Genomic DNA, 21,529 nt, shown 5'->3' with positions numbered 1-21,529 from the left:
GCGCTAGGTAGTCACCGCCAATCAACGGGAGAACAACATGACCATTCAGCGTTTTGAAACCGGGCCGCGGATGAGCCAGGTCGTCGTGCATGGCAACACGGTTTACCTGGCCGGCATCGTCGCCAACAAGACGGCCGGTGAAAGCGTGACGAAACAGACCGAAGAGATCCTCTCGATCATCGATGGCCATCTGGCAAAGGCCGGCACCGACAAATCGAAGCTGCTGACGACGACGATCTACATCACCGACATGAAGACATTCGCCGAGATGAACGCCGTGTGGGACCGCTGGGTCTCGCCGGGAAGCACGCCGGCGCGCGCCACCGTCGAGGCGAAGCTGGCGGCGCCGCAATACAATGTCGAGATCATGGTGACCGCGGCGAAGTAAGCGGGCATCGTACGAGAATGGCGATGTCGGTCGTCGGGCGCGGCCGACATCGCGCACATGTTGTAAATCCGCCGCGCGCGGCCTCTGCGACTCTCGAAGACTATGCGGCCGTGACGTGCGTCTCGAAGAACGCCTTGAGACCGACGAAACTGACATCCGGCCTCGTGATGATGTGGACCGGAATGTCCCGCAGGTAGGTCTCGAACCGGCCCTTGCTCGTGAAGCAAGTGCCAAAATCCGATCCCGCCAGACGATCGACGAAACGAGGCACGATACCACCGGCGATATAGACGCCGCCGCGCGCGCCGAAGGTTAGCGCCAGATTGCCGCAAACCATGCCGAGCATCGCGCAGAACATATCGAGCGCCGCCCGGCTCGTCCCGCAACTGCCATCGAGTGCGGCCTGCGTGATCGAGGCGGCGTCGCGCTCGGGCGCGCCGGCGCCGTCGATGGCGTTCAAGGCATCATAGAGATTCTTCAGGCCGGACCCGGATAGCGCACGTTCGATCGAGACATGACCGAAGCGCCCGCGCAGGCGATCGATCACCCGTTCCTCCCGTTCCGAAGTCACCGGCAAGGTGGCATGGCCGGCTTCGGTGACAACAGCCACGGGCGGGTTGCTCGACGGAACCAGGCAGGACGCGCCAAAGCCGGTGCCCGGACCGACCACGAGCATGGGAGCGCCGGCGACCGGAGTGCGGCTGCCGAGCGACACCAGATCGGAAGCGCCCAATGCCGGCAGCGACCAGGCCAGCGCCTCGAAATCATTGAGGAGATGCACGGCCGCGAAGGCGAATTGTTGGCGCAGACCGGCCGCGTCGAACATCCACGGACTGTTGGTCAGCACGACGCGGTTGTTCTCGATTGGCCCCGCGATGCCGAAGATGGCCGCAGTAGCGGCGCCGCCGGCTGCATGACGGCTGAGGAAAGCCGTTATGGCATCCGCCGAGGTTGGGAAGTCGGCGACCTTGACGTGTTCGATGGGGCCGATCTCACCACCCCTGACGAGCGCGAAGCGTGCGTTGGTGCCGCCGATATCGGCGAGCAATGCTTGGTTAATCGCGGTCATTGCCTCCGTTCCTGTCGGGCTGCGTCGGTGCGCGAGTGGCGTCCGCTTTGTCCTTTCGCCGCGGCGACGTCCGTCAGCCGCCAGCCGGTTCCGATCCGCGTCCGCCTGATAGCGGCGATAAGGTCCGAGTACCACCGCGCGGAGGCTTTGGGAATCCGCCGCAGCATGGCATGTTCAACATAGAGCAAGCCGAAACGGTGCGAATAGCCCTAAGGGCTGCGCTTTCGTCAGTGTTGCCGGCTCAAACAGCGTTCGAGCGCGAGAAGCAACTGTGTCCGGCCGACGAGTCCAAGGACTTTCTCGCCGCGGACCACCAGCACCTGCGAGATCTGGTGGGCGTCCATTCGCGCGACAATATCGTCGACGGTTGCAGTTTCATCCACGCGCACGGGATTCCGCGTCATGACGGCATCGACCCGCAACGCCTGCGTCCGTTCACGCATGACGTGACCCTCCGCTCTTCCGACCAGCCACTCCAGCAAGAACCCTGCGGGGCCCGTCACGCCCAGCTCGGGCCGGTGCAGGAAATCACCCTCCGAGATGATGCCGACCAGGGATCCCCGATCGTCGATCACCGGCAAGCCACGCTGGTTGGTTTCCAGCAGCAGGTGGACGGCATCGAGCAGCGGCGCGTTCGGCTTTATGGTGGCGAACCAGGTTCGCATGACATCCGTTGCCAGCATTGTTTCTCTCCAACAAGCTTTTGTCGCCAGAGCGTTTTCGGGCGAAGCATGCCCTCGGACCTGATCCGAGGGTGGGAACCGGTTCGCATGAAGAAAACGCATCAAGACAAGGATCTTCTGGAGCGTCGGTTCTGATTGAATTCGACCAAAACTGAAGCTCTAGCGTGCACCGCCCGGCCGACGCGGCCTTGATATGCGTCAAAATGACGACGACGCCCTCTGACCTGGATCAATTCATCGATCGGCCGCTGTGCTCTTATGGCCATGTTCAATTTGCGCGGATGGCTACCAATTGTGGGGGAGAACGACGATGTTCAAGAACTTGCTGGTGCTTATCCCTTCCGAACGTCCGGCTCGGCCAGTGATCGACGGTGCCGTGCTGCTGACCATGGCGCACGGTGCCCACCTTGACGCGCTGGCGGTCGCGTACGAGACCGCCAATGTTCCGATCGCCGCGGCAGGCGGCGCTGCGGTCGCCATGATCGTCGAAGAGACCCGGCAGCGCGCGCTCGAGCGCGCAGAGGCAGCGATGTGCGTTTTCGAGGTCCAGGCGAAGCACGCAGGGATATCGTATACCTGCCGCACGATGAGCGCGACACCGGGCGAGGCGATCGCGATTGCCAGTGCCAGCGCGCGGCTTCATGATCTCACCATCGTCCTGCAGCCGGAACCCGAGCGCGATACGTTCGACAACGACGTGCCGCCGGAGGTCCTGTTCCAGTCGGGCGGCCCGGTATTGTTCATGCCCTATACCTTCCGCGGCACATTTGCGGCGCGGCGCATCGGGATTTGCTGGGACGGAAGCCGTCTCGCCGGCCGCGCGCTGCGGGATGCCATGCCGCTCCTGCGCCACGCTGAGGCGCTCACGATCATTTCCATCGGCAATCCAGGCTCGATTCCGGACGAGGCGAGCCCGCAGCGCCTCGTCCAGCATCTGGCGCGGCTTGGAATGGCGGCCAGGGTTGTGGCCTTTCCGGCCGGGCACTCCGAAATCCAGCCGGCCATCCTCTCCGTTGCGGCCGACGAAAGCCTCGATCTCTTGGTGATGGGCGGTTACGGGCATTCGCGCCTGCAGGAACGGCTGCTCGGCGGCGTCACCCGCGAGATGCTCCAGAGCATGACCGTGCCGACGCTGATGTCGCATTGACGTTGCGAGCTGGCGTCAAGCTCCGCGTCCGAATTTTCGGGCGCGGCGCAAGAATTTCCTTCCAGTTTCACGCACCAGGATCATGCTCTAATCTTGGGCCTTAGCGCCGCAACATCCTCACCGCCGGCTTGAAGCCAGCGGACGATCCGGCGCCACGAACGGCCCAAGCTCTCGCGCCCCATGAAGAGACCGAGGTGACCGCACGGCTCGGACGCCTGCTCCAGCCATTGCGGCGGCGTACCGAGCAGGCGCGCCGTGGCGAGCGCCTGGTCGAGCGGCACAACATTGTCCCTCTCCCCTGCAAGCAGGAAAGCCGGCACCTTCACCTCGGCAAGATCAATCCTGCGGCCGAGCGCGATGAAGCGTCCGTCGGCGATACGATTCTCGCGGAAGATCCAGTTGGTCGCCTCGAGGTAAAAAGTTCCCGGCAGATCCAGCACCTTGCGATCCCAGCGCTCGAATCGGGCCACCAGTGCCGTGCCCTGCTCCGATCCGTCGCCGACATTTCTCTGCAATGTCGCTTCGATGTCATGCAGGGTGAGCGGCATGCTCCAGAAGCGAAGCGTGTGCTTGCCGCTCACGATGCCCTTCCCCTGCTGCACCAGCTCGTCGAACGCTGGCTCAGGAACCCCAGCCACCATCCGCGACAGATCTGACGGCACGGAGACATCGACCGGCGCACCGGCAAGCACGAGCCTCCGCACCTTGTGCGGAAAACGGGCGGCATAGACCAACGACAGCCACCCACCCTGGCACAAGCCGATGAGATCGACCGGCGTGCCGATTTCATCGACCGCCACGTTGAGGTCGGCCAGATAGCTGTCGATCGAGAGATAGCGGATTTCCGGCGTGGCCGAGCACCAGTCGGTGACGTAAATGCGATCCAAGCCGGCGCGTTGCAGCGCTTCCACCAGGCTATGGCCAGGTGCAAAATCGGCGATCAAGGCATTGTGCAGCGAAAAGGGCGCGCAGATCAGAAGCGGCTGGCCCGTGGCTCTCCGTGAAAAATCCCGCAGCCGCATCGAAGCAAGCTGCAGCGCGATCACATTCGGCGTCGTCCAGGACAGGGGCGGCTCGCTCTGCTGATCGGACAGTGCGGGCTCGCCATTAGGGAACCAATGCAGATAAGCTTCCAGCGCCAATCGGGTGGCCGCCATTGGCCATAGCAGCGCCTGCACCGCCCAATCAGTGCCCGCGTCCACCTTCTTTTCCAGTGGTTTAGGCTTCTCGCTCACGCTCACTCCCCCTTTTGCACGCCGGAGCCATGATCGGGCAGGCAGCGGCCGGAGGTTTGACCTCGATCAAGCACCAAACAAACGCAGGACTGCTATATCGGCTCCATTTCGGCAAGGAACGCACGCGCGCAAGGAATTGCGGCGCCGGCCCGAGCGGGCTGGCCGAAGGAGTTATCCATGCCCTATCGCTCGAATGCGGATTTGCCATTTCCGGTTCGCGGCCACCTGCCTCCGCATGCACAGGACATCTACCGCGAAGCCTTCAACCATTCCTTTGCCGCGCATGCGGGAGATCGCCGGCAAGAGGAGATCGCGCACCGTACCGCCTGGGCGGCGGTGAAGCGATCCTATGAGAAGCTTGGCGATCATTGGATCCCAATATCTGGCAACTAAAGACGTCTGATCGCATCGTCAGCCCGCTCCATCCTTATGTCGAAGCATCTTCTCCGCAGGAACGCTTCGCGCTTCTGGCGAGGGAAATCCGTGCTGGCCCGAAACCAACGACCAGCACCTGATCGGATTTCGCCACCATCGATTCCCAAGCAGCGGGTGATGACCTCGGAGGTAATCGATCAGCTCACGCAAATCTTCGATAGTCGCAGCAGCCGATGCATTCGGCGACAAGCGAAGGAGAGCAAGATGACCGACCATAAGACGATCGCAAGCCGCTATATCGAACTGTGGAACGAGCGCACGCCGAGCCGGCGCCGGGAGATGCTGGCCGAGAACTGGACCGCGGACGTACGCTATGTCGATCCGCTGATGAGCGGTGACGGCCAGGAAGGTGTCGATGCGCTGATAGCAGGCGTCCAGGAAAAATTTCCAGCCTTCAAGTTCAAATTGATCGGCGAGCCCAACGGTTTCGGCAACCATCTCCGCTTTTCCTGGGGCCTCGGTCCCGATGGCGCCGACAGCCCGATCAAGGGCACGGACTTCGCGGTGCTGAAGGACGGCCGCATCAAGAGCATCACCGGCTTTCTCGACCAGGTGCCACAGGGCGCGTGATGAGAGACGGTACATGGCGGTGTGGCTGACGAACATCCGTCAGCCTCGCTGCCATGCACTGTCATGACGAAAGAATGGCGCGCGTCATTATGACCCGGCGCGGAGCAAGTTCGTGCTATCGCTCGCGCGCTTGTGACGGTGATCTCGCTGTCGTGAGACGCAACGCCTCACTCTCCACACCGAAATTGCCTTACCATCATCGGGACGCTGCGATGAAGCGGTGTTGTATCCTGCTAGGTGTGCTTCTGCGGCGTAGAAGCGACAGATTGGGTCAAAGACAATTTCAATGGAGGCATATCATGGAAGTTGATAATGATCGCCTGAACTCTTTCATGGGAAAAATGATCGGCGACGTCGGCGCTGCGATGAACGCATCGCTGATACTGCTTGGCGACAGGCTCGGCCTCTACAAGGCGTTGGCCGAAAAGGGACCGATGAGCTCCGCGGAGCTGGCGAAAGCGACAGGCACTGCAGAACGATATGTTCGCGAGTGGTTGTCGGCGCAAGCGGCCTCGGGCTATGTCGAATATGACACTGCATCGGGAAAGTTCTCGATGTTGCCCGAACAAATCCTGGCGCTGGCCGACGACGACAGTCCGGTTTTCCTGGGCGCTGTCGGCAACGTGATCGCGGCTACGTTCCTCGACGAGCCGAAGATCTCCGACGCGTTCAAGACCGGCAAAGGGGTCGGCTGGAACAAGCGCAGCGAATGCCTGTTCTGCGGCACGGCACGCTTCTTCCGCACCGGCTATAAGCATCACCTGGTGCAGGAATGGCTGCCCGCGCTGGAGGGCGTCGTCGACAAGCTGAAGCGGGGTGCGAAGGTCGCCGATGTCGGTTGCGGACATGGCATATCGACCCGCCTGATGGCCGAGGCGTTCCCCAAATCCACATTATTCGGGTTCGACTATCACGAGGGCTCAGTCCAGGCCGCACGCGAGCAGACACGGGATGCGGGATTGTCCGATCGCGTGCGCTTCGAGACTCACACTGCCAAGACGTTCCCGGCCAACGGCTACGATCTCGTCTGCTTCTTCGATTGCCTGCACGATATGGGCGACCCGGTCGGCGCGCTCAAGCATACTCGCAGCACCATGGCTGATGACGGCACCTGCATGCTGGTCGAGCCCTTCGCCAACGACCGGCTGGAGGACAATCTCAACCCGATCGGGCGGCTCTATTACGCGGCCTCGACGATGGTCTGCACCCCGGCGTCCCTGGATCAGGAGGTCGGGCTCGCCTTGGGCGCGCAGGCCGGCGAGGCGAGGCTCCGCGAGATTGCCCGCGAGGCCGGCTTCACCCGGTTCCGGCGCGCCACCGAAACGCCGTTCAACCTGATCCTGGAAGCACGGCCATAACAGCTTGGCACTAGAACCGCAGCACCGCCGCGCGAAGATTCTTCGCGTGGCGGTGGATGGACTTGACGCGGACAGGCGCTTGCGGGACTTGGTAGCGGATCGAGCGGGCGCTTGCATGCCTGGCGGCCGATCCGAGGACAACCGCCATGAGCACCTCCACGCCACGCTCCGCTCTCGCTAACGAAGCCCTCGATCTCCTGACGAAGCTGCAGGCTGCGCCAGCCTTCGTCGCCGATAGTAGGCTGATCGCCCGCTCGCCGATCGACGGGCAGGTCATCGGGCACCTCAAGCCTGGAAGCGACGAGGATATGCGCGCGGCGATTGCCCGCGCGCGCAGTGCCTTCCTGACCTGGCGGTCCGTTCCGGCCCCGCGCCGGGGCGAACTGGTCCGCCTGCTCGGCGAGGAGCTGCGCGGCTCGAAAGACCTGCTCGGTCGGCTGGTGACGATCGAGACAGGCAAGATCCTCTCCGAGGGGCTCGGAGAGGTGCAGGAAATGATCGACATCTGCGACTTCGCCGTCGGGCTGTCGCGCCAGCTCTATGGATTGACGATCGCATCCGAACGTCCCGGTCATCGGATGATGGAGACCTGGCATCCGGCCGGCGTGTGTGGCATCATCACGGCCTTCAACTTCCCGGTTGCCGTGTGGTGCTGGAACGCAGCGATCGCGCTGGTGTGCGGCGACGCCGTGGTGTGGAAGCCCTCGGAGAAAACGCCGCTCACTGCGTGTGCGGTGCAGGCGATCGTTGAGCGGGCGCTCGCGCGGTTCGGCGATGCGCCACAGGGTCTCGCGGAACTGGTCCTGGGCGACCGCACCGTCGGCGAAGTGCTGGTCGATCATCCCGACGTCGCCATCCTATCGGCCACCGGATCGACGCGGATGGGCAAGCAGGTGGGCCCGCGCGTCGCCGCGCGCTTCGGCCGGGCGATCCTCGAACTCGGTGGCAACAACGCCGCGATCGTCACGCCCTCCGCCGATCAGGATCTCGCCTTGCGGAGCATCGCGTTCTCCGCGATGGGTACGGCCGGCCAGCGCTGCACCTCGCTGCGCCGTCTGTTCGTGCACGAGAGCATCGCCAATGATTTCGTCTCGAGGCTCGGCCGCGTCTATCGTTCCGTTGCCATCGGCGACCCGCGCGAGCCGGCCACCCTGGTCGGCCCGCTGATCGATGCGGCCGCTTTCGAGGCGATGGGCCGCGCGCTCGATGAAGCAACCTCGCTCGGCGGCAAAGTGCATGGCGGGACGCGTGTGGATCAGCAATCCCCTAGCGCCTATTACGTCGCGCCCGCCCTGGTCGAGATGCCCTCGCAAATGGGTCCGGTGCTGCGCGAGACGTTCGCGCCGATCCTGTACGTGATGCGCTACCGCGATCTTGCCGAGGCGATCGCCAGCCATAATGCGGTGCCCCAGGGGCTCGCATCGTCGATCTTCACGACCGACATCCGGGAGGCAGAGACCTTCATGTCGGCGGTCGGCTCGGATTGCGGCATCGCCAACGTCAATATCGGCCCGTCGGGCGCGGAAATCGGCGGCGCATTCGGCGGCGAGAAGGAAACCGGCGGCGGCCGGGAATCCGGATCCGACGCCTGGCGCGCCTACATGAGACGGGCGACCAACACCATCAACTACTCGCGCGAACTGCCACTGGCGCAGGGCGTCAAGTTCGACGTCGGGTGAAAAGGTCATTGGCGGTGCCACGAGGCCCGATCACGCGTCTTCCGCCGTGGCATAGGCCTCGATCCGGTGCCGGATGTCAGCGTCCTGAAGAAGATCGAACGGCTTCATGAGCTGCAGGACGTCCGAGAACGCCCTCTGGACCACCGGATCCGCCACGACAGCTCGGAAAAGGGCGGCTTCGAACTGCCTGCTCTCCTCGTACCGCTCCGGGCGTTCCCCCCGTGTACCGGGATAAGCGAAATCGGCGTTCACGCCCATGTTCCAAGGCGCTTGAAGCAGCGAGCCTACTTCGGACATGAACTCAGTTTGGAGTGCCGCGATCGGGTCCGCCTCGCCGGCCACGCGATCCAGGACCCCGTACAACAGCTTTGCCTGCCGCGCCGCGACAGACATGCCCTGCCCGTAGACCGGATTGAACCGGCAGAGCGCGTCGGCCACCGGCAGAACCCCGCGCGGTAGCTTCTGGAGTCGCTCGAAATGTCGCCACCGACTCTCATCAAATACGAAGTGTCTCAAGCCATCGGGTGGCGGGAGCTTGCAAATTGCGTTGTAGATCGTCGGCGTATTCAGTTGGCGCGAGAGAGCGAGAAAGTCCTCCCACGTCTCCGGGCGCTCCGTCGCGCCGTGCTGAGAAAGCGAGACGAAGCAGCCTCCCCCTTCCATGGGCATTATCAAGCCGGCCAGCACCGAGGTGCGCGGATCGGGCAATGTGACCAGGATTTGCCCATCCGGCGGCGTACCCACAGGCCGAACAACAACGGTCGTGTAGCTGATGTCGACGCCGACGACGGTATCGAGCGGCCGTTCCCAGCCGAGCGAGTCGAACAAGCCGAGCGTCGGCGCACCGCGACCGGATGCGTCCACCACGAGATCCGCCTCGACTGCGACAAGCTCTCTTGCACCGCTCTCGTACCTGACCGACGGCAGGATCGCGTCCGGCACGATGTCCATCACGCGACATTGCGATCGCAACGTGACGTTGGCGATTGCGGCCACCTTACGCCGCAGCACGTCCTCGATCAGCGGCCGCGAGGCGCAGAGAATCGACGCGCCACAATCACGCTGCGGCAGAGCGCCGACGTCCGGTCGCTCGTACCGGACGTCTCCAAACACGTTGATTGAAACAGCGCCGCGATTGGCAAGATCCCTCTCGAAGCCCGGAAAGATGTCCCCGAGCGCCTGCAGTCCGCCGGCCAAGAGAAGATGGGGATGCCGATCCTGCGGAGTGCCTGCACGCGAGATAGCTGAGGACGGAAGCGTGTCGCGCTCGAGAACGACGATCTCCCTGAAATAGGACGAAAGCGCTCCGGCGGCAGACAAGCCGCCAATTCCAGCCCCGATCACGACGGCACGCTGACCCACATGGCGACTCATGTTCACTCCTCACGATCTGCTTCCCTGCCATCTGGTCGCAGTCGCGCTACGGGAGTGTTTCGGGTCCCGAAGATCTTGGTTTCAATTGCAATAGAGCGGCTTCCACGCGGACCAGCGTCTCGTCAGGCGCGGCGTGAGGCCTATGCATGTCAGCCTGACGCGGCCGGGCACCAAGCGCCTCGACTCGCTGGACGGCGCTGGGCGAGACGTTCGGCCTGCTCCTCTGTGAGCACGCCGACACCGACGACCTGATAACGGCCGATGAAGATTTGCTGGGCTGGAGCGGGCGAAGGGAATCGAACCCTCGTATGCAGCTTGGGAAGCTGCCGTTCTACCATTGAACTACGCCCGCGGATCGCGCTCCCCTCCTGATTAGCCGAGACCGGGGCGTTCGCCAAGTCGCCTCTCGCGTTCTCCTTAACGGAAACACCAGGATTCCGGATGCCCCGTTTGGGGCGTTGCGCCGTCCCGGGCGCGTCGCTAAATCTCATGCATGATCCGAAAGCCGCTGTTGCAGCGTGAGCGCATGTCCGTGAACGAGTTCCGCTGCACCGCGGTGCCCAGCGAGAAACCGTTTGCTGAACAATATCATGCGCACTCGATTTCCTACGTCCGCGAGGGCAGCTTCGGCTGCCATTGCCGCGGCCGTTTCCATGAACTGGTGACCGGCGCAATCCTGGTCGGCCATCCCGGTGATGAATACACCTGCACCCATGACCATGTCGGCGGCGACGTCTGCCTGTCGTTCTACCTGCATCCGGAACTGGTGCAGGCGATCGGCGACAGCCGCGCGGTCTGGCAGATCGGATCGGTGCCGCCGCTGCCGGAATTGATGGTGCTGGGCGAACTCGCGCAGACGGCAGCAGATGGCAACAGCGACATCGGCCTCGACGAGGCCGGCCACCTCCTGGCCAGCCGCTTCATCGCGGTGGTCTCGGGCCGCGCGGCGAGGCCGGTGACGGCAAGCCTGCGCGACCGCCGCCGCGCGGTCGAGGCTGCGCTGTGGATCGACGCACATTCGCAAGGAGATATCGGCCTGGATGATGCGGCGGATCAGGCCGGCATCAGCACGTTCCATTTCCTCAGGCTGTTCTCGGACGTCGTCGGCGTGACGCCGCATCAATATCTGGTGCGATCGCGGCTGCGCCACGCGGCGCGGCGGCTGGCCGATGACGACAGCCCGATCACCGAGATCGCCTACGATGTCGGCTTCGGCGATCTCTCCAATTTCGTGCGCACGTTCCGACGCGCTGCCGGCGTCTCGCCGCACGCGTTCCGGAAAGCTTCGCGCGGCGACCGCAAGATTTTCCAAGAACGGCTGGCGCTGCATTAGCTAGCCTTCCTCCAGTCCAGCGCGTCATCAGGCGCGCTTAAAGCACTGGAGAAAAACCATGTACGACCATATCGGCCTGCGCGTCGGCGATCTCGACGCCAGCGTGCATTTCTACACCGCAGCGCTTGCCCCGCTCGGCTATGTCCTGTGCTCGCGCGATGACGGAGGCGCCGGCTTCGGTCCGAAGGGCGAACCGGCGCTGTGGCTGCATCTGCGCAAGGGCAAGAGCAACAGCGGCGCCCATGTCGCGTTCCGCGCTCCGGACCACGACGCAATCAAGAAATTCCACAGCGAAGGATTGAAGGCCGGCGGCCGCGACAATGGCGCGGCCGGCCATCGCAAGGATTACAGCCCGACCTATTACGCGGCGTTCCTGATCGATCCCGACGGCAACAATGTGGAGGCGGTGTGTACGTGAGACGCCGCCCTCATCAATGCGCGGCCGTAGGGTGGGCAAAGCGAAAGCGTGCCCACCATCAAACACTCTGCTCGTGACGGTGGGCCCGCTGCGCTTTGCCCACCCTACGCGACCTTCATTAGAACAAAGGACTCACCCATGGCTTCCATCCATAAGGAATTCATCGTCGAAGCGCGTCCCGACCAGGTCTGGGATGCCTTGCGCGATTTCGGCGCGCTGCATACGCGGCTGGTGCCGGGCTTCGTGCTCGACACCAAGCTCGACGGTGATGCCCGCATCGTGACCTTCGCCAACGGCACGGTCGCGCGTGAGCTGCTGGTCGACTGCGACGACGCAAGGCGTCGGCTGGTCTATGCTGTCGCAAGCGAGCGGCTGAAGCAGCACAGCGCATCGATCCAGGTATTTGCCGACGGCGACTCCGGCTGCCGCGTGACGTGGATCGCCGATGTGCTGCCGAACGATATCGCGCCCTACATCTCCTCGCAGATGGACCTCGGCGTGAGCGCGATGCGGAACAAGTTCGAGCGGGAAACGGCGTGATGAATCCGTTCCTCGAAGCGCTCGGCGCGCACGGTGCTGCAACCGACCGCGCCGGCAAGATGGATCTCTACGGCCGCTTCGTCGGCTCCTGGGATCTCGATGTCACCCATATCGCCGAGGACGGCACGAAGCGACAGCGAAAAGGCGAGTGGCACTTCGGCTGGGCGCTGGAGGGACGCGCGATCCAGGATGTCTGGATCGTGCCGCCGCGCGGCGCGTTGCGCCAGGCCGATGCCACCGCCAACGCCAATTCCTACGGCACCACGCTCAGGATCTACGATGGCGAGCTCGACGCCTGGCGGATCCAGTGGACCGATCCGGTTACGCGCACGTTCCTGCAGATGATCGGCCGCGCCGAGCGCGACGACATCGTGCAGTTGGGCACGCGCCCGGACGGACAATTGATACGCTGGAGCTTTTCGCAAATCACGTCGAATTCCTTCCTCTGGCGCGGCGAAGTCTCCGCCGACCAGGGCGCGACATGGCGTCTCAACGTGGAGTTCACGGCCCGCCGGGTCGCCCCTTCGTGACGGGGCGTCAGGACAACGCCGGCCGCACCTTCGCGATCGGCGCGCGCTTCGGCCCCCAATGCGTCAGCACCACGCTTAAGCATGAGAGCACGCCGAGCACGACCATCGAGGCGGCTGCGAGCATGAAGAAGTTCTGCGCGGTCGCCCCATGCGTCGACAGCCACCAGCCGCCGGCGGCGATGAACAGCAGGCGCGCGGTCTGCGCCAGCACCGGGCCGAGCACCTTCGCCGCACCTTGCGAGGAGAAGTACATCGACATCGCCAGCCCAATGAAGGCGTACATCGGCGCCGCCGTCGACAGATATTGATGGCTGGCCAGACGCACGGCCGGATCATCGGTGAAGATGTTGACCCAGAGATCGGGAAAGATGGCGAGGAAGGTGCCGATCATGCCGACCGAGACGAACGACAGCGTGCCCGCGGTCCAGGCGATCCGCCGCGCCCGCGCAATGCGGTCGGCCCCGACGGCCATGCCAATCATCGGCACCGAGGCGATGCCGGTCGCAAACGCGAGCGACGTCAGCATGAATTCGAGCCGCGCGCCGATGCCGTAGCCGGCAAGGATCGCGGTGCCGAAATTCGCCAGCATGTGGGTGAAGATGCTGATGGTCAAAACCGATTGCAGCGGCGAGAAGCAGGAGATGGCGCCGACCTTGAGGATGTCGATGAACATCGCCCATTGCACGCGCAATCCCATCAGCTTCGGCACGACACGTGCCCGGCCCGAGAACAGGTACCAACCCATCACGGCAATGCTGATCGAATAGGCGATCAGCGAGCCCGCCGCGACGCCGCGCATACCGAATTGCGGGATCGGTCCGAGCCCGAGGCCGAGCGTGCCGCCCAAAATGATCTGCCAGATCGCGGAGGAAAGGATCATGGTCGACGGCAGCTTCATGTTGCCGGTGCCGCGCAACACGCCCGCCATGGTGTTCATCAGCCACGGCAGCACGGCGCCGCCGAAGAAGATCTGGCTGTAGGCAATCGCCTGCGCCAGCACATTGCCGCGGCCGCCGAGCAATTCCAGAAGGCGCGGACCGAAGATCAGCATGCCCAGCATGAAGACGAGCCCGAAGGTGATGCCGATCAGAAGCGCATGCGCCGCAAGCGTGGAGGCGCGCTCGATCTCGCCGGCGCCGAGCGCCCGCGCGATCGCGGACGCCACCCCGCCGCCCATCGCGCCACCCGACATGGTCATGGTCAGGATCACGCAGGGAAACACCAGCGCCATCGCGGCCAGCGATTCCACGCCGAGCCGGCCGATATAAGAGGTCTCCGCGATCACCACGCAGGTGCCGGCCGAGAGCGCGATCACGTTGGGCCAGGCGAGCCACAACAGCGTGCGCAGGATCGGCCCGTCCAGGAGGCGGTTTCGCGCCGGCACGGTCACCGGCGGCGGCAGCGGGCGCTCTTCCTCGTCGACAGGTATCTCGGCAACCGCAATATCAGGCATTTCCACTCCCACGCACGCGGTCTGGTTGCCGCGGCGCGGTGCTTCCCTACCACGGCCGCGGTCAATTCCACGTGCGTCCGGCGCAGAGGCCCCCTGCGTGATTGGCGGTCACCAGACGAGTGGCGCCACGAAATTCTCGCCAAACGGTACGAACGTTCGCGCTCCTGCCGCATTGTCCTTGGGCCATCTTTCAGGGAGCCCAACATGCGCAAGAATCTGCTGTTGGCAATGTCGATCGGCGCGCTGGCGCTGTCGCTTTCCGCCTGCTCCGACCCAGAGGACACCAAGACCGTTGCGCAGAGCTACGGGGCCTCGCCAGCGCTGCCGCCGCCCGAACATTCGCTGATCCCGACCATCGGCATCGCCACGCCGAATCCGTGGCCAGCCGGCACCAAGCCGACCGCCGGAAACGGAATGGCGGTCAACGCGTTCGCGACCGGGCTCGATCATCCACGCACCATCTATGTATTGCCGAACGGCGATGTACTCGTGGCCGAAAGCAACGCGCCGCCGAAACCGGACGACGGCAAAGGCATCAAGGGTTTCGTCTACAGGCAGGCGCAGAAATGGGCCGGCGCCGGTGTGCCGAGCGCCAACCGCATTACGCTGCTGCGCGATGCCGACGGTGATGGTGTCGCCGAAACCCGCAGCATTTTCCTGAAAGACTTGAACTCCCCATTCGGCATGGTGCTGGTCGGCAATGATTTCTACGTCGCCAACTCCGACGCGATCATGCGTTTCCCCTATCATGAGGGAGACACCAAGATCGACGCGGCCGGCGTGAAGCTCACCGACCTGCCCGCGGGCACCATCAATCATCACTGGACCAAGGACCTGACCGCGAGCCCCGACGGCAGCAAGCTCTATGCGACCGTCGGCTCCAACAGCAATGTCGGCGAGAACGGCATCGAGGCCGAGGCCAACCGCGCCGCAGTGCTGGAGGTCGATCGTCAGAGCGGGAAGTGGCGTGTCTTCGCCTCGGGCCTGCGCAACCCGAACGGGCCCTCGTGGAATCCGCAAACCGGCGAGCTCTGGGTCGTCGTCAACGAGCGCGACGAGATCGGCAACGATCTGGTGCCTGACTACATGACCTCGGTGAAGGATGGCGGCTTCTACGGCTGGCCCTACAGCTATTTCGGCCAGCACGTCGACAGCCGCATCGATCCGCAGCGGCCGGAGCTGGTCGCAAAGGCGATCGTGCCGGATTATGCGCTCGGCGCGCATACCGCTTCCCTCGGGCTCACGTTCAACACTGGGAATCTTTTTCCGCAGGACATGGCCGGCGGCGCCTTCATCGGCCAGCACGGCTCGTGGAATCGCAAGCCACGCTCCGGCTACAAGGTGATCTTTGTGCCGTTCGCCAATGGCAAGCCTTCCGGCCCGCCGCGGGACATTCTGACCGGCTTCCTCAACGACAAGGGCGAGGCACAGGGCCGTCCTGTCGGCGTGCGCATGGCCAAGGACGGCGCGCTGCTGGTGGCCGATGACCTCGGCAACACCATCTGGCGCGTGACGCCGGCGACGCATTCGGCGGCGAAATAAGCGATCGGATCAACCAGGCGCGCTGCACAGCGGCCAAAGTTCCTACTGTGGCTTCGCTGCACGCGAACGCAAACATTACCCGCGGAGGTCGCATCCTCGCCCAAATCGCTTCTCGGTCTCGCCACGAATTCGGTTCACGAAGCATCGACCATACTTGGGGAGATGGTTATGCGGGCGACCAGACTATCTGCGCCGGTGGTGTCCAGCCATGCCACGGTAGAAATTGAGCGGCTTCAAAGTGAGCTTACCTCGTACAACGAACGAATCACGGAACTCGAAAGACAGCATCCCGAGGCTTCAAAGCTGGAGGCGCTGAAGGCGAGCGCGTTGCTGCTGGCCCGACGAATCGATGAGCTGCGCTGTCCGAACTCAACCGACTTGACCGAGCTGCTCGCCAAGTAGGTCGCGGGACCGCGGAAGAACATCGGGGACAATCTTCCCGCGGGTCAGCCGGGCGCGCTGGTCAGGGGCCTCCATGCAGCGAGCGCCGCGCGCGCAACGTGTTCCAGCTCTCGCCGAGTCGCGCCGTCGCGCGCCTGGATCGACATGCCCTGTTGCACGGTGACGTAGTATCGGGCGATCGCGGCGAGATCGGCCTCTGCTGATATCTCGCCGGACGCCACGCCATCCTGCAGACGCCGCCGCAGATCCTCGACGTTCTGCGCACGCATCGCAATCAGCTCACGCCGGACCGTTTCGGACTGCTCGGTCGCATGCAGCGCCGACAGCACCACCAGGCAACCCAGCGGCCGGTTCCGTCGCGTGAACGCCCTCGCCGTCTGCATGAGATAGCTTTCGACCGCTTCATAGGCGGTATGCGCGGTGGCCGTGCCAGCCCAGATCTCGGGCCCCTCGGTCGCGCTATAGAGTTGCAGCGCTTGCCGGAACAGTTCTTCCTTGCAGCCGAAGGCCGCATAAAGGCTCGGCGAAGCGATCCCCATCGCCGTGGTGAGATCGGTCATCGAGGCTCCTTCATAGCCCTTGACCCAAAACACCTCCATGGCGCGCGCCAGCGCCGCATTCTTGTCGAAGCCTCTGGGGCGACCGCGTTCAACCATCCGTCCTCCCGATTTCTGTGTCGTTCAATGCATAATCAGCTTGACCATCCGGTGCAACCGACCTATTTCTGTATCAATCGACACATAAATGGAGATACATCATGAGCGCATTGCAGGGAAAGCGGGCGTTGGTGACGGGCGCGAGCCGCGGGATTGGCGCTGCGATCGCAAGAAGGCTCGCGGCCGATGGCGCGAACGTTGCGATCACCTATGAACGTTCGGCCGACAAGGCGCAGGCGGTGGTGGCCGAGATCGAGCGATTGGGCCGACGGGGACTTGCGATCAAGGCCGACAGCGCTGATGCCGCCGCGGTCAAAGCAGCCGTGGATCAGGCCGCGAAGGCCTTCGGCGGCCTCGATATTCTCGTCAACAATGCCGGCATCCTCAGGGGCGGACCAATCGAGGAACTAAGCCTCGAAGACATCGACGCGACGCTCGCGATCAACGTCCGGGCGGTGGTGGTCGGATCGCAGGCAGCCGCAGCGCACATGGGCGAGGGTGGCCGTATCATCTCGATCGGCAGCAATCTCGCGACCCGCGTACCCGATTCCGGCATCAGCCTCTACTCCATGAGCAAGTCCGCGCTGATCGCCTGGACCAAGGGCCTGGCGCGCGATCTCGGCGGCCGCGGCATCACGGTCAACATCGTGCATCCGGGCTCGACCGACACCGACATGAATCCCGCTGAAGGCGAGCAGGCGGTCGCCCAGCGGGCGCGGATGGCGATCCCCCGCTACGGCAACGCGGAGGACGTCGCAGCGCTGGTCGCATTCGTGGCTGGACCACAAGCGCACTCGATGAATGGCACTGAACTTACCATCGACGGCGGCGCCAACGCGTGAGCGGCCGGGCTATACCCGTCATGCGCGCCGGGGCGCCATGCCCCGGCGTTTTGCCATGGTTATCGCAGCGCGCTACAGATGAGCGCGATCAATCACACCCGGAAATGCTTGGAGAGCTTCAGGCCCTGGGCCTGATAGTTCGAGCCGATGCGCTGACCGTATAGCGCGTCGGGCCGGGCGAGCATTTTCTCGTAGACCAGGCGGCCGACGATCTGACCGTGCTCGAGGATGAACGGCACCTCGCGCGAGCGCACTTCCAGCACGGCGCGTGCGCCCTGCCCGCCGGCGCCGGCATAGCCGAAGCCGGGATCGAAGAAACCGGCATAGTGCACGCGGAATTCACCGACCAGAGGATCGAACGGCACCATCTCGGCGGCGTAGTCCGGCGGCACCTGCACGGCTTCCTTTGAGGCGAGGATATAGAACTCACCGGGATCGAGGATCAGGCTGCCGTCGGGGCGCGCGCGGATCGGCTCCCAGAAATCATCGACCGCATAGCCGCCACGGCGATCGACATCGACCACGCCGGTGTGGCGCTTGGCACGATAGCCGACGAAGCCGCCGGAATTCTCGCCCGAGAGATCAACCGAGACCGCAACGCCATTGGTGAGATCGGCATCGTCGATATCGACCAGGCGCTCGAGAGCATGCAGCGTGTCGAGTTCGTCGGCGTTGAGGATGGCATCGCCGGTGCGGAAGCGCACCTGGGACAGCCGCGAGCCCTCGCGCACCAGGATCGGAAACGTCTTGGGGCTGATCTCGGCATAGAGCGGGCCGTGATAGCCGGCACCGATCATGTCGAAACGACGCGTGCCGTCAGCGATCACGCGAGTGAAGACGTCGAGCCGTCCGGTCGAACTCTTGGGGTTCGCGCTGGCTACGATCTCCGGCGGCAGCGCGAGGCTTTCCAGGAGCGGCACGATATAGACGCAGTTAGTCTCGAGTACCGCATCATCGGACAGATCGATTTCGTGCAGCTTCAGCTCGTCGATGCGCTCTGCGACGGTGGCATCCGGACCGGGGAGGAAGCTCGCGCGCACGCGATAGGCGATGTCGCCGAGGCGAAGGTCGAGGCTCGCAGGCTGGATCTGGCTCTCGACAAAGGGATAGGCCGGCAGGATCAGGCCCGCATCCGCCATCGCCGCGATCATGCGGTCGGGCAGGATCCCATTGGCATCGTCTTGCAGCACGAACGACACGGACGCAATCCCTCAAGACGGTTCACGGCCATTTGCGGCCCCAAATTATCGGATTTCATCGGTTAACCGAAGCGTGGCTTGACGGAAAGGGCGGGAACGAATATCAGCACCACTTATCCCGTGGTGATTTGAGCCGGCCGGCTTGCAGCCACGTTAAATAAATCGCTAAACAGGCCGGGGACCTCAGCGATCCCGGCTCTTTAGGCCGGTTTTTTTGTGACCATTTTCGAAAATGATGGGTCACGTTGGAGGTCCTATGTCTGAGTCAAAATCGGCTACGCGCCACCGTCCTGAAACCCGGCTGGTTCATTCCGGAACGCTACGTTCACAATTCGGCGAGACGTCCGAGGCGCTGTTCCTGACCCAAGGGTTTGTCTACGCGACCGCCGAGGAGTGCGAGGCGCGGTTCAAGGGCGAGGATCCCGGCTTCCTCTATTCGCGCTTCTCCAATCCCGACATCTCGATGTTCGAGCGGCGCATGATCGAGCTTGAAGGCGCGGAATCCGCGCGCGCCACCGCGACCGGCATGGCGGCGGTGACGACCGCGATCCTGGCGCCGCTGAAGGCCGGCGATCACGTGGTGGCCTCCAAGGCGATGTTCGGCTCGTGCCGCTACGTGGTGGAGGATCTGTTGCCGCGCTACGGCATCCAGTCGACCCTGGTCGACGGGCTCGACCTCGACCAGTGGAAAAAGGCGATCCGGCCGAACACCAAGACCTGCTTCCTGGAGAGCCCGACCAACCCGACGCTCGACGTACTCGACATCGGCGCGATCGCCGAGATCGCGCACCAGGGCGGCGCGCGGCTGATCGTCGACAATGTGTTCGCCACCCCGATCTGGCAGAGCCCGCTGTCGCTCGGCGCCGACGTCGTGGTCTATTCGGCGACCAAGCATATCGACGGCCAGGGGCGCTGCCTCGGCGGCATCATCCTCTCCTCCGAAGCCTTCATCAGCGAGCACATCCATAATTTCCTGCGCCAGACCGGGCCGTCGATGTCGCCGTTCAACGCATGGATATTGCTGAAGGGACTGGAGACGCTCGCGGTGCGTGTCCGCGCGCAGACCGAGACGGCCGCGAAGATCGCCGATGTGCTGGCAAGTCATCCGAAGATCACGCGGTTGATCTATCCCGGCCGCACCGACCATCCGCAGGCGGCCACGGTGAAAAAGCAGATGCGTTCGGGATCGACCCTGATTGGATTCGAGGTGAAGGGCGGCAAGGCCGGCGCGTTCCGCTGCCTCAACGCCCTCAAGATCGCGCGCATCTCCAATAATCTCGGCGACGCCAAGAGTCTCGTCACCCACCCCGCCACCACGACGCATCAGCGCCTCGCGCCAGAAGCGCGCGCCGAGCTCGGCATCAGCGAAGGCTTCATCCGCTTCTCCGCCGGCCTCGAGCATGCGGATGATCTGATCGAGGATTTTGTCCAAGCGCTGGAGAGGGTGTGATGGCCTTCACCCTCGCCTGAAAGGGGAGGGTCGGATCGCATGTAGCGAAGCGGAATGCGATCCGGGGAGGGGTCATCTCTCTCAACACGGGCAGCGTCTTCGCGGAGAGACTTGACCCCTCCCCGCCGCTCATTTCATTCGCGTCGACCCCCAGAGCGAGCTTCGCTCGTCTCGACCCTTTCAGGGGAGGGTGAGATTCACATCGGCCTGTACGTCCGCACGTCGGCGGGCACATTGACGCCGAGCTTGATCTGGCCGACCGACTTGATGATGTCGTCGCCGAGTAACTGGGCGAAGCAGGCATAGCCCCAGTCGTTCATGTGCAGTCCATCGGCGATCACGAAGCTGTCGATCGGGATCGACTGCTTCTCGTGCCACTCGCGCATCACCTCAAAGCGCGGGAAGATGCTGACATGGCGGAGTTCGGCCACCCGGTTGAGCAGACGGATGATCTTGTTGGCGTTGGCGGCGCGCTCGGTGACGCGCGGCGAGTATTGGGGATCGACCAGCACGACGTCGGCGCCGGCCGCTTGGATGCGCGCCACGCCGTCCTCGACCATCTTTCCGGTCTCGCTGGGGTCGAGGTCGCGCAACACCGCATTGGTGCCGACCTGCCAGATCACGAGGTCCGGATGCACATCGATCACCTCGGTCTGCAGGCGCCGCATCATTTCGGGCGCGTCTTCGCCGCCCCGGCCGCGATTGACGACACGGATGTCGGAGCCGGGATATTGCCGGTGCAGTTGCGCCGCGAGCCGGTTCGGATAGGTGAATTCCGGCGCCGACGAGCCATAGCCCTGGGTCGAGGACGAGCCGAAGGCGACGATCGTGACCGGTTGGCCCGCGGCAAGCTTGCTCGCGACATGAGGCAGCGAGCCCATCGTCTTCGATACGCCCTTCGGCGGCAGGCAGGGGACGCGACGGAAAATGTCGCCGGCGGACTTTGCGACTTCCTTCACCTTGTCGATCGCCTTGCCCGCGAGGCCCCTATGCGCGACATCATGCTGAGCAGCACCGGCCATATTGGCCGCAGCCGCCGTGGATGGTCCCGGTTTGTCGGATGGTTTGTCGGATGAGGGGTGGGATTTCGCGCCCTCAGAAAGCGCCGCATGGTGGTCGCCTTGCGCAACTTGCGCGCGCAGCGGCGAGGTCACGAGCATGGATGCCGTGACGGCGGCAGCTGCGACCAGCCATGTGCTTCGACAAAAAGGGCGGTAGGCACTCAT

At 64.0% G+C, this 21,529-nt stretch carries 23 protein-coding genes, 1 tRNA gene, 1 pseudogene and 1 riboswitch; of the genes and pseudogenes, 14 read left to right on the top strand and 11 right to left on the bottom strand.

From position 1 onward, the window contains the following. Window positions 1–37 precede the first annotated feature (37 nt). The gene (locus J6497_RS00305) at window positions 38–388 is read left to right on the top strand and encodes a RidA family protein (protein ID WP_225702234.1); all 351 of its coding nucleotides are present in this window, start codon (window positions 38–40) and stop codon (window positions 386–388) included. Between the two features lie 100 nt (window positions 389–488). Here J6497_RS00305 and glk read toward each other — a convergent pair whose 3' ends face one another. The 3 genes and pseudogenes from glk to J6497_RS00290 all read right to left on the bottom strand — a co-directional run bounded on the left by glk (window position 489) and on the right by J6497_RS00290 (window position 2,140). Continuing rightward, window positions 489–1,541 (bottom strand): glucokinase, encoded by a 1,053-nt coding sequence (glk, locus tag J6497_RS00300; protein ID WP_283844376.1) that lies wholly within the window; start codon window positions 1,539–1,541, stop codon window positions 489–491. Next, window positions 1,454–1,654 (bottom strand): annotated as a pseudogene (locus J6497_RS00295) (hypothetical protein); the annotation flags it as partial. The gene glk and the pseudogene J6497_RS00295, both read right to left, overlap by 88 nt. Before the next feature lie 30 nt (window positions 1,655–1,684). Then, the gene (locus tag J6497_RS00290) at window positions 1,685–2,140 is read right to left on the bottom strand and encodes a CBS domain-containing protein (protein ID WP_225702232.1); all 456 of its coding nucleotides are present in this window, start codon (window positions 2,138–2,140) and stop codon (window positions 1,685–1,687) included. A gap of 310 nt (window positions 2,141–2,450) precedes the next feature. Between J6497_RS00290 and J6497_RS00285 the strand changes: the two genes are divergently transcribed. After that, window positions 2,451–3,287, top strand: a complete 837-nt coding sequence (locus J6497_RS00285) for a universal stress protein (RefSeq protein ID WP_225702231.1) — start codon at window positions 2,451–2,453, stop codon at window positions 3,285–3,287. 80 nt (window positions 3,288–3,367) lie between these two features. On the opposite strand, the gene J6497_RS00280 is transcribed toward J6497_RS00285, so the two are convergent. Continuing rightward, on the bottom strand, window positions 3,368–4,444 hold the full coding sequence (locus tag J6497_RS00280; RefSeq protein ID WP_225702770.1) for an alpha/beta fold hydrolase: 1,077 nt from the start codon (window positions 4,442–4,444) through the stop codon (window positions 3,368–3,370). A gap of 255 nt (window positions 4,445–4,699) precedes the next feature. On the opposite strand from J6497_RS00280, the gene J6497_RS00275 reads away from it, so the two are divergent. The 3 genes from J6497_RS00275 (at window position 4,700) to J6497_RS00265 (ending at window position 6,885) form a co-directional block, all read left to right on the top strand. Continuing rightward, a complete protein-coding gene (locus tag J6497_RS00275) occupies window positions 4,700–4,915 on the top strand; it encodes a ChaB family protein (RefSeq protein WP_225702230.1) in 216 nt (71 codons plus the stop codon). A 246-nt stretch (window positions 4,916–5,161) separates the two neighbouring features. Continuing rightward, window positions 5,162–5,527, top strand: coding sequence for a nuclear transport factor 2 family protein (locus J6497_RS00270; protein ID WP_225702229.1), 366 nt, complete (start codon window positions 5,162–5,164; stop codon window positions 5,525–5,527). Between the two features lie 299 nt (window positions 5,528–5,826). Beyond that, a complete protein-coding gene (locus J6497_RS00265; protein ID WP_225702228.1) occupies window positions 5,827–6,885 on the top strand; it encodes a class I SAM-dependent methyltransferase in 1,059 nt (352 codons plus the stop codon). A 10-nt stretch (window positions 6,886–6,895) separates the two neighbouring features. Here J6497_RS00265 and J6497_RS00260 read toward each other — a convergent pair whose 3' ends face one another. Next, window positions 6,896–7,033 carry a hypothetical protein gene (locus J6497_RS00260; RefSeq protein ID WP_225702227.1) on the bottom strand — a complete coding sequence of 46 codons (138 nt, stop codon included), beginning with the start codon at window positions 7,031–7,033 and terminating at the stop codon, window positions 6,896–6,898. Here J6497_RS00260 and amaB point away from each other — a divergent pair. Further along, a complete protein-coding gene (gene amaB / locus J6497_RS00255; protein ID WP_225702226.1) occupies window positions 7,032–8,564 on the top strand; it encodes an L-piperidine-6-carboxylate dehydrogenase in 1,533 nt (510 codons plus the stop codon). The two genes, J6497_RS00260 and amaB, sit on opposite strands and share 2 nt — an antisense overlap. Window positions 8,565–8,594: 30 nt before the next feature. On the opposite strand, the gene J6497_RS00250 is transcribed toward amaB, so the two are convergent. Both J6497_RS00250 and J6497_RS00245 read right to left on the bottom strand, forming a co-directional pair. Then, window positions 8,595–9,761: an NAD(P)/FAD-dependent oxidoreductase gene (locus J6497_RS00250; protein ID WP_225702225.1), complete on the bottom strand. Its 1,167-nt coding sequence runs from the start codon at window positions 9,759–9,761 to the stop codon at window positions 8,595–8,597. A gap of 455 nt (window positions 9,762–10,216) precedes the next feature. Continuing rightward, window positions 10,217–10,290: transfer RNA gene (locus tag J6497_RS00245), tRNA-Gly, on the bottom strand. A gap of 141 nt (window positions 10,291–10,431) precedes the next feature. On the opposite strand from J6497_RS00245, the gene J6497_RS00240 reads away from it, so the two are divergent. The 4 genes from J6497_RS00240 to J6497_RS00225 all read left to right on the top strand — a co-directional run bounded on the left by J6497_RS00240 (window position 10,432) and on the right by J6497_RS00225 (window position 12,759). Further along, complete coding sequence (locus tag J6497_RS00240) at window positions 10,432–11,271, top strand: helix-turn-helix transcriptional regulator (protein ID WP_225702224.1); 840 nt, start codon at window positions 10,432–10,434, stop codon at window positions 11,269–11,271. A gap of 58 nt (window positions 11,272–11,329) precedes the next feature. Beyond that, a complete protein-coding gene (locus tag J6497_RS00235; protein ID WP_225702223.1) occupies window positions 11,330–11,689 on the top strand; it encodes a VOC family protein in 360 nt (119 codons plus the stop codon). A 138-nt stretch (window positions 11,690–11,827) separates the two neighbouring features. Then, window positions 11,828–12,229, top strand: a complete 402-nt coding sequence (locus J6497_RS00230; RefSeq protein ID WP_225702222.1) for an SRPBCC family protein — start codon at window positions 11,828–11,830, stop codon at window positions 12,227–12,229. Next, entirely contained in the window at window positions 12,229–12,759 is a 531-nt protein-coding gene (locus J6497_RS00225) for a hypothetical protein (protein WP_225702221.1), read from the top strand. Before J6497_RS00230 ends, J6497_RS00225 begins: the two co-directional genes overlap by 1 nt. 7 nt (window positions 12,760–12,766) lie before the next feature. Here J6497_RS00225 and J6497_RS00220 read toward each other — a convergent pair whose 3' ends face one another. Further along, a complete protein-coding gene (locus tag J6497_RS00220; protein ID WP_225702220.1) occupies window positions 12,767–14,212 on the bottom strand; it encodes an MATE family efflux transporter in 1,446 nt (481 codons plus the stop codon). A gap of 204 nt (window positions 14,213–14,416) precedes the next feature. On the opposite strand from J6497_RS00220, the gene J6497_RS00215 reads away from it, so the two are divergent. Then, complete coding sequence (locus J6497_RS00215) at window positions 14,417–15,754, top strand: PQQ-dependent sugar dehydrogenase (RefSeq protein WP_225702219.1); 1,338 nt, start codon at window positions 14,417–14,419, stop codon at window positions 15,752–15,754. Between the two features lie 168 nt (window positions 15,755–15,922). After that, complete coding sequence (locus J6497_RS00210; RefSeq protein WP_225702218.1) at window positions 15,923–16,156, top strand: hypothetical protein; 234 nt, start codon at window positions 15,923–15,925, stop codon at window positions 16,154–16,156. Between the two features lie 44 nt (window positions 16,157–16,200). Here the strand turns inward: J6497_RS00210 and J6497_RS00205 are convergent, their stop codons facing one another. Then, a complete protein-coding gene (locus J6497_RS00205; protein WP_225702217.1) occupies window positions 16,201–16,812 on the bottom strand; it encodes a TetR/AcrR family transcriptional regulator in 612 nt (203 codons plus the stop codon). 101 nt (window positions 16,813–16,913) lie between these two features. On the opposite strand from J6497_RS00205, the gene J6497_RS00200 reads away from it, so the two are divergent. After that, entirely contained in the window at window positions 16,914–17,654 is a 741-nt protein-coding gene (locus tag J6497_RS00200; protein WP_225702216.1) for an SDR family NAD(P)-dependent oxidoreductase, read from the top strand. A 92-nt stretch (window positions 17,655–17,746) separates the two neighbouring features. Here the strand turns inward: J6497_RS00200 and J6497_RS00195 are convergent, their stop codons facing one another. Beyond that, window positions 17,747–18,853: a 2'-deoxycytidine 5'-triphosphate deaminase gene (locus J6497_RS00195; protein WP_225702215.1), complete on the bottom strand. Its 1,107-nt coding sequence runs from the start codon at window positions 18,851–18,853 to the stop codon at window positions 17,747–17,749. Between the two features lie 110 nt (window positions 18,854–18,963). Continuing rightward, a riboswitch (SAM riboswitch) is annotated at window positions 18,964–19,043 on the top strand. A 66-nt stretch (window positions 19,044–19,109) separates the two neighbouring features. On the opposite strand from J6497_RS00195, the gene J6497_RS00190 reads away from it, so the two are divergent. Beyond that, window positions 19,110–20,303 (top strand): O-succinylhomoserine sulfhydrylase, encoded by a 1,194-nt coding sequence (locus J6497_RS00190; RefSeq protein WP_225702214.1) that lies wholly within the window; start codon window positions 19,110–19,112, stop codon window positions 20,301–20,303. 197 nt (window positions 20,304–20,500) lie between these two features. Here J6497_RS00190 and J6497_RS00185 read toward each other — a convergent pair whose 3' ends face one another. After that, window positions 20,501–21,529 carry an SGNH/GDSL hydrolase family protein gene (locus tag J6497_RS00185; protein WP_225702213.1) on the bottom strand — a complete coding sequence of 343 codons (1,029 nt, stop codon included), beginning with the start codon at window positions 21,527–21,529 and terminating at the stop codon, window positions 20,501–20,503.

The organism is Bradyrhizobium cenepequi (assembly GCF_020329485.1).
Taxonomy (GTDB): domain Bacteria; phylum Pseudomonadota; class Alphaproteobacteria; order Rhizobiales; family Xanthobacteraceae; genus Bradyrhizobium; species Bradyrhizobium cenepequi.
This window is presented reverse-complemented; position numbering and strand designations above follow the sequence as displayed.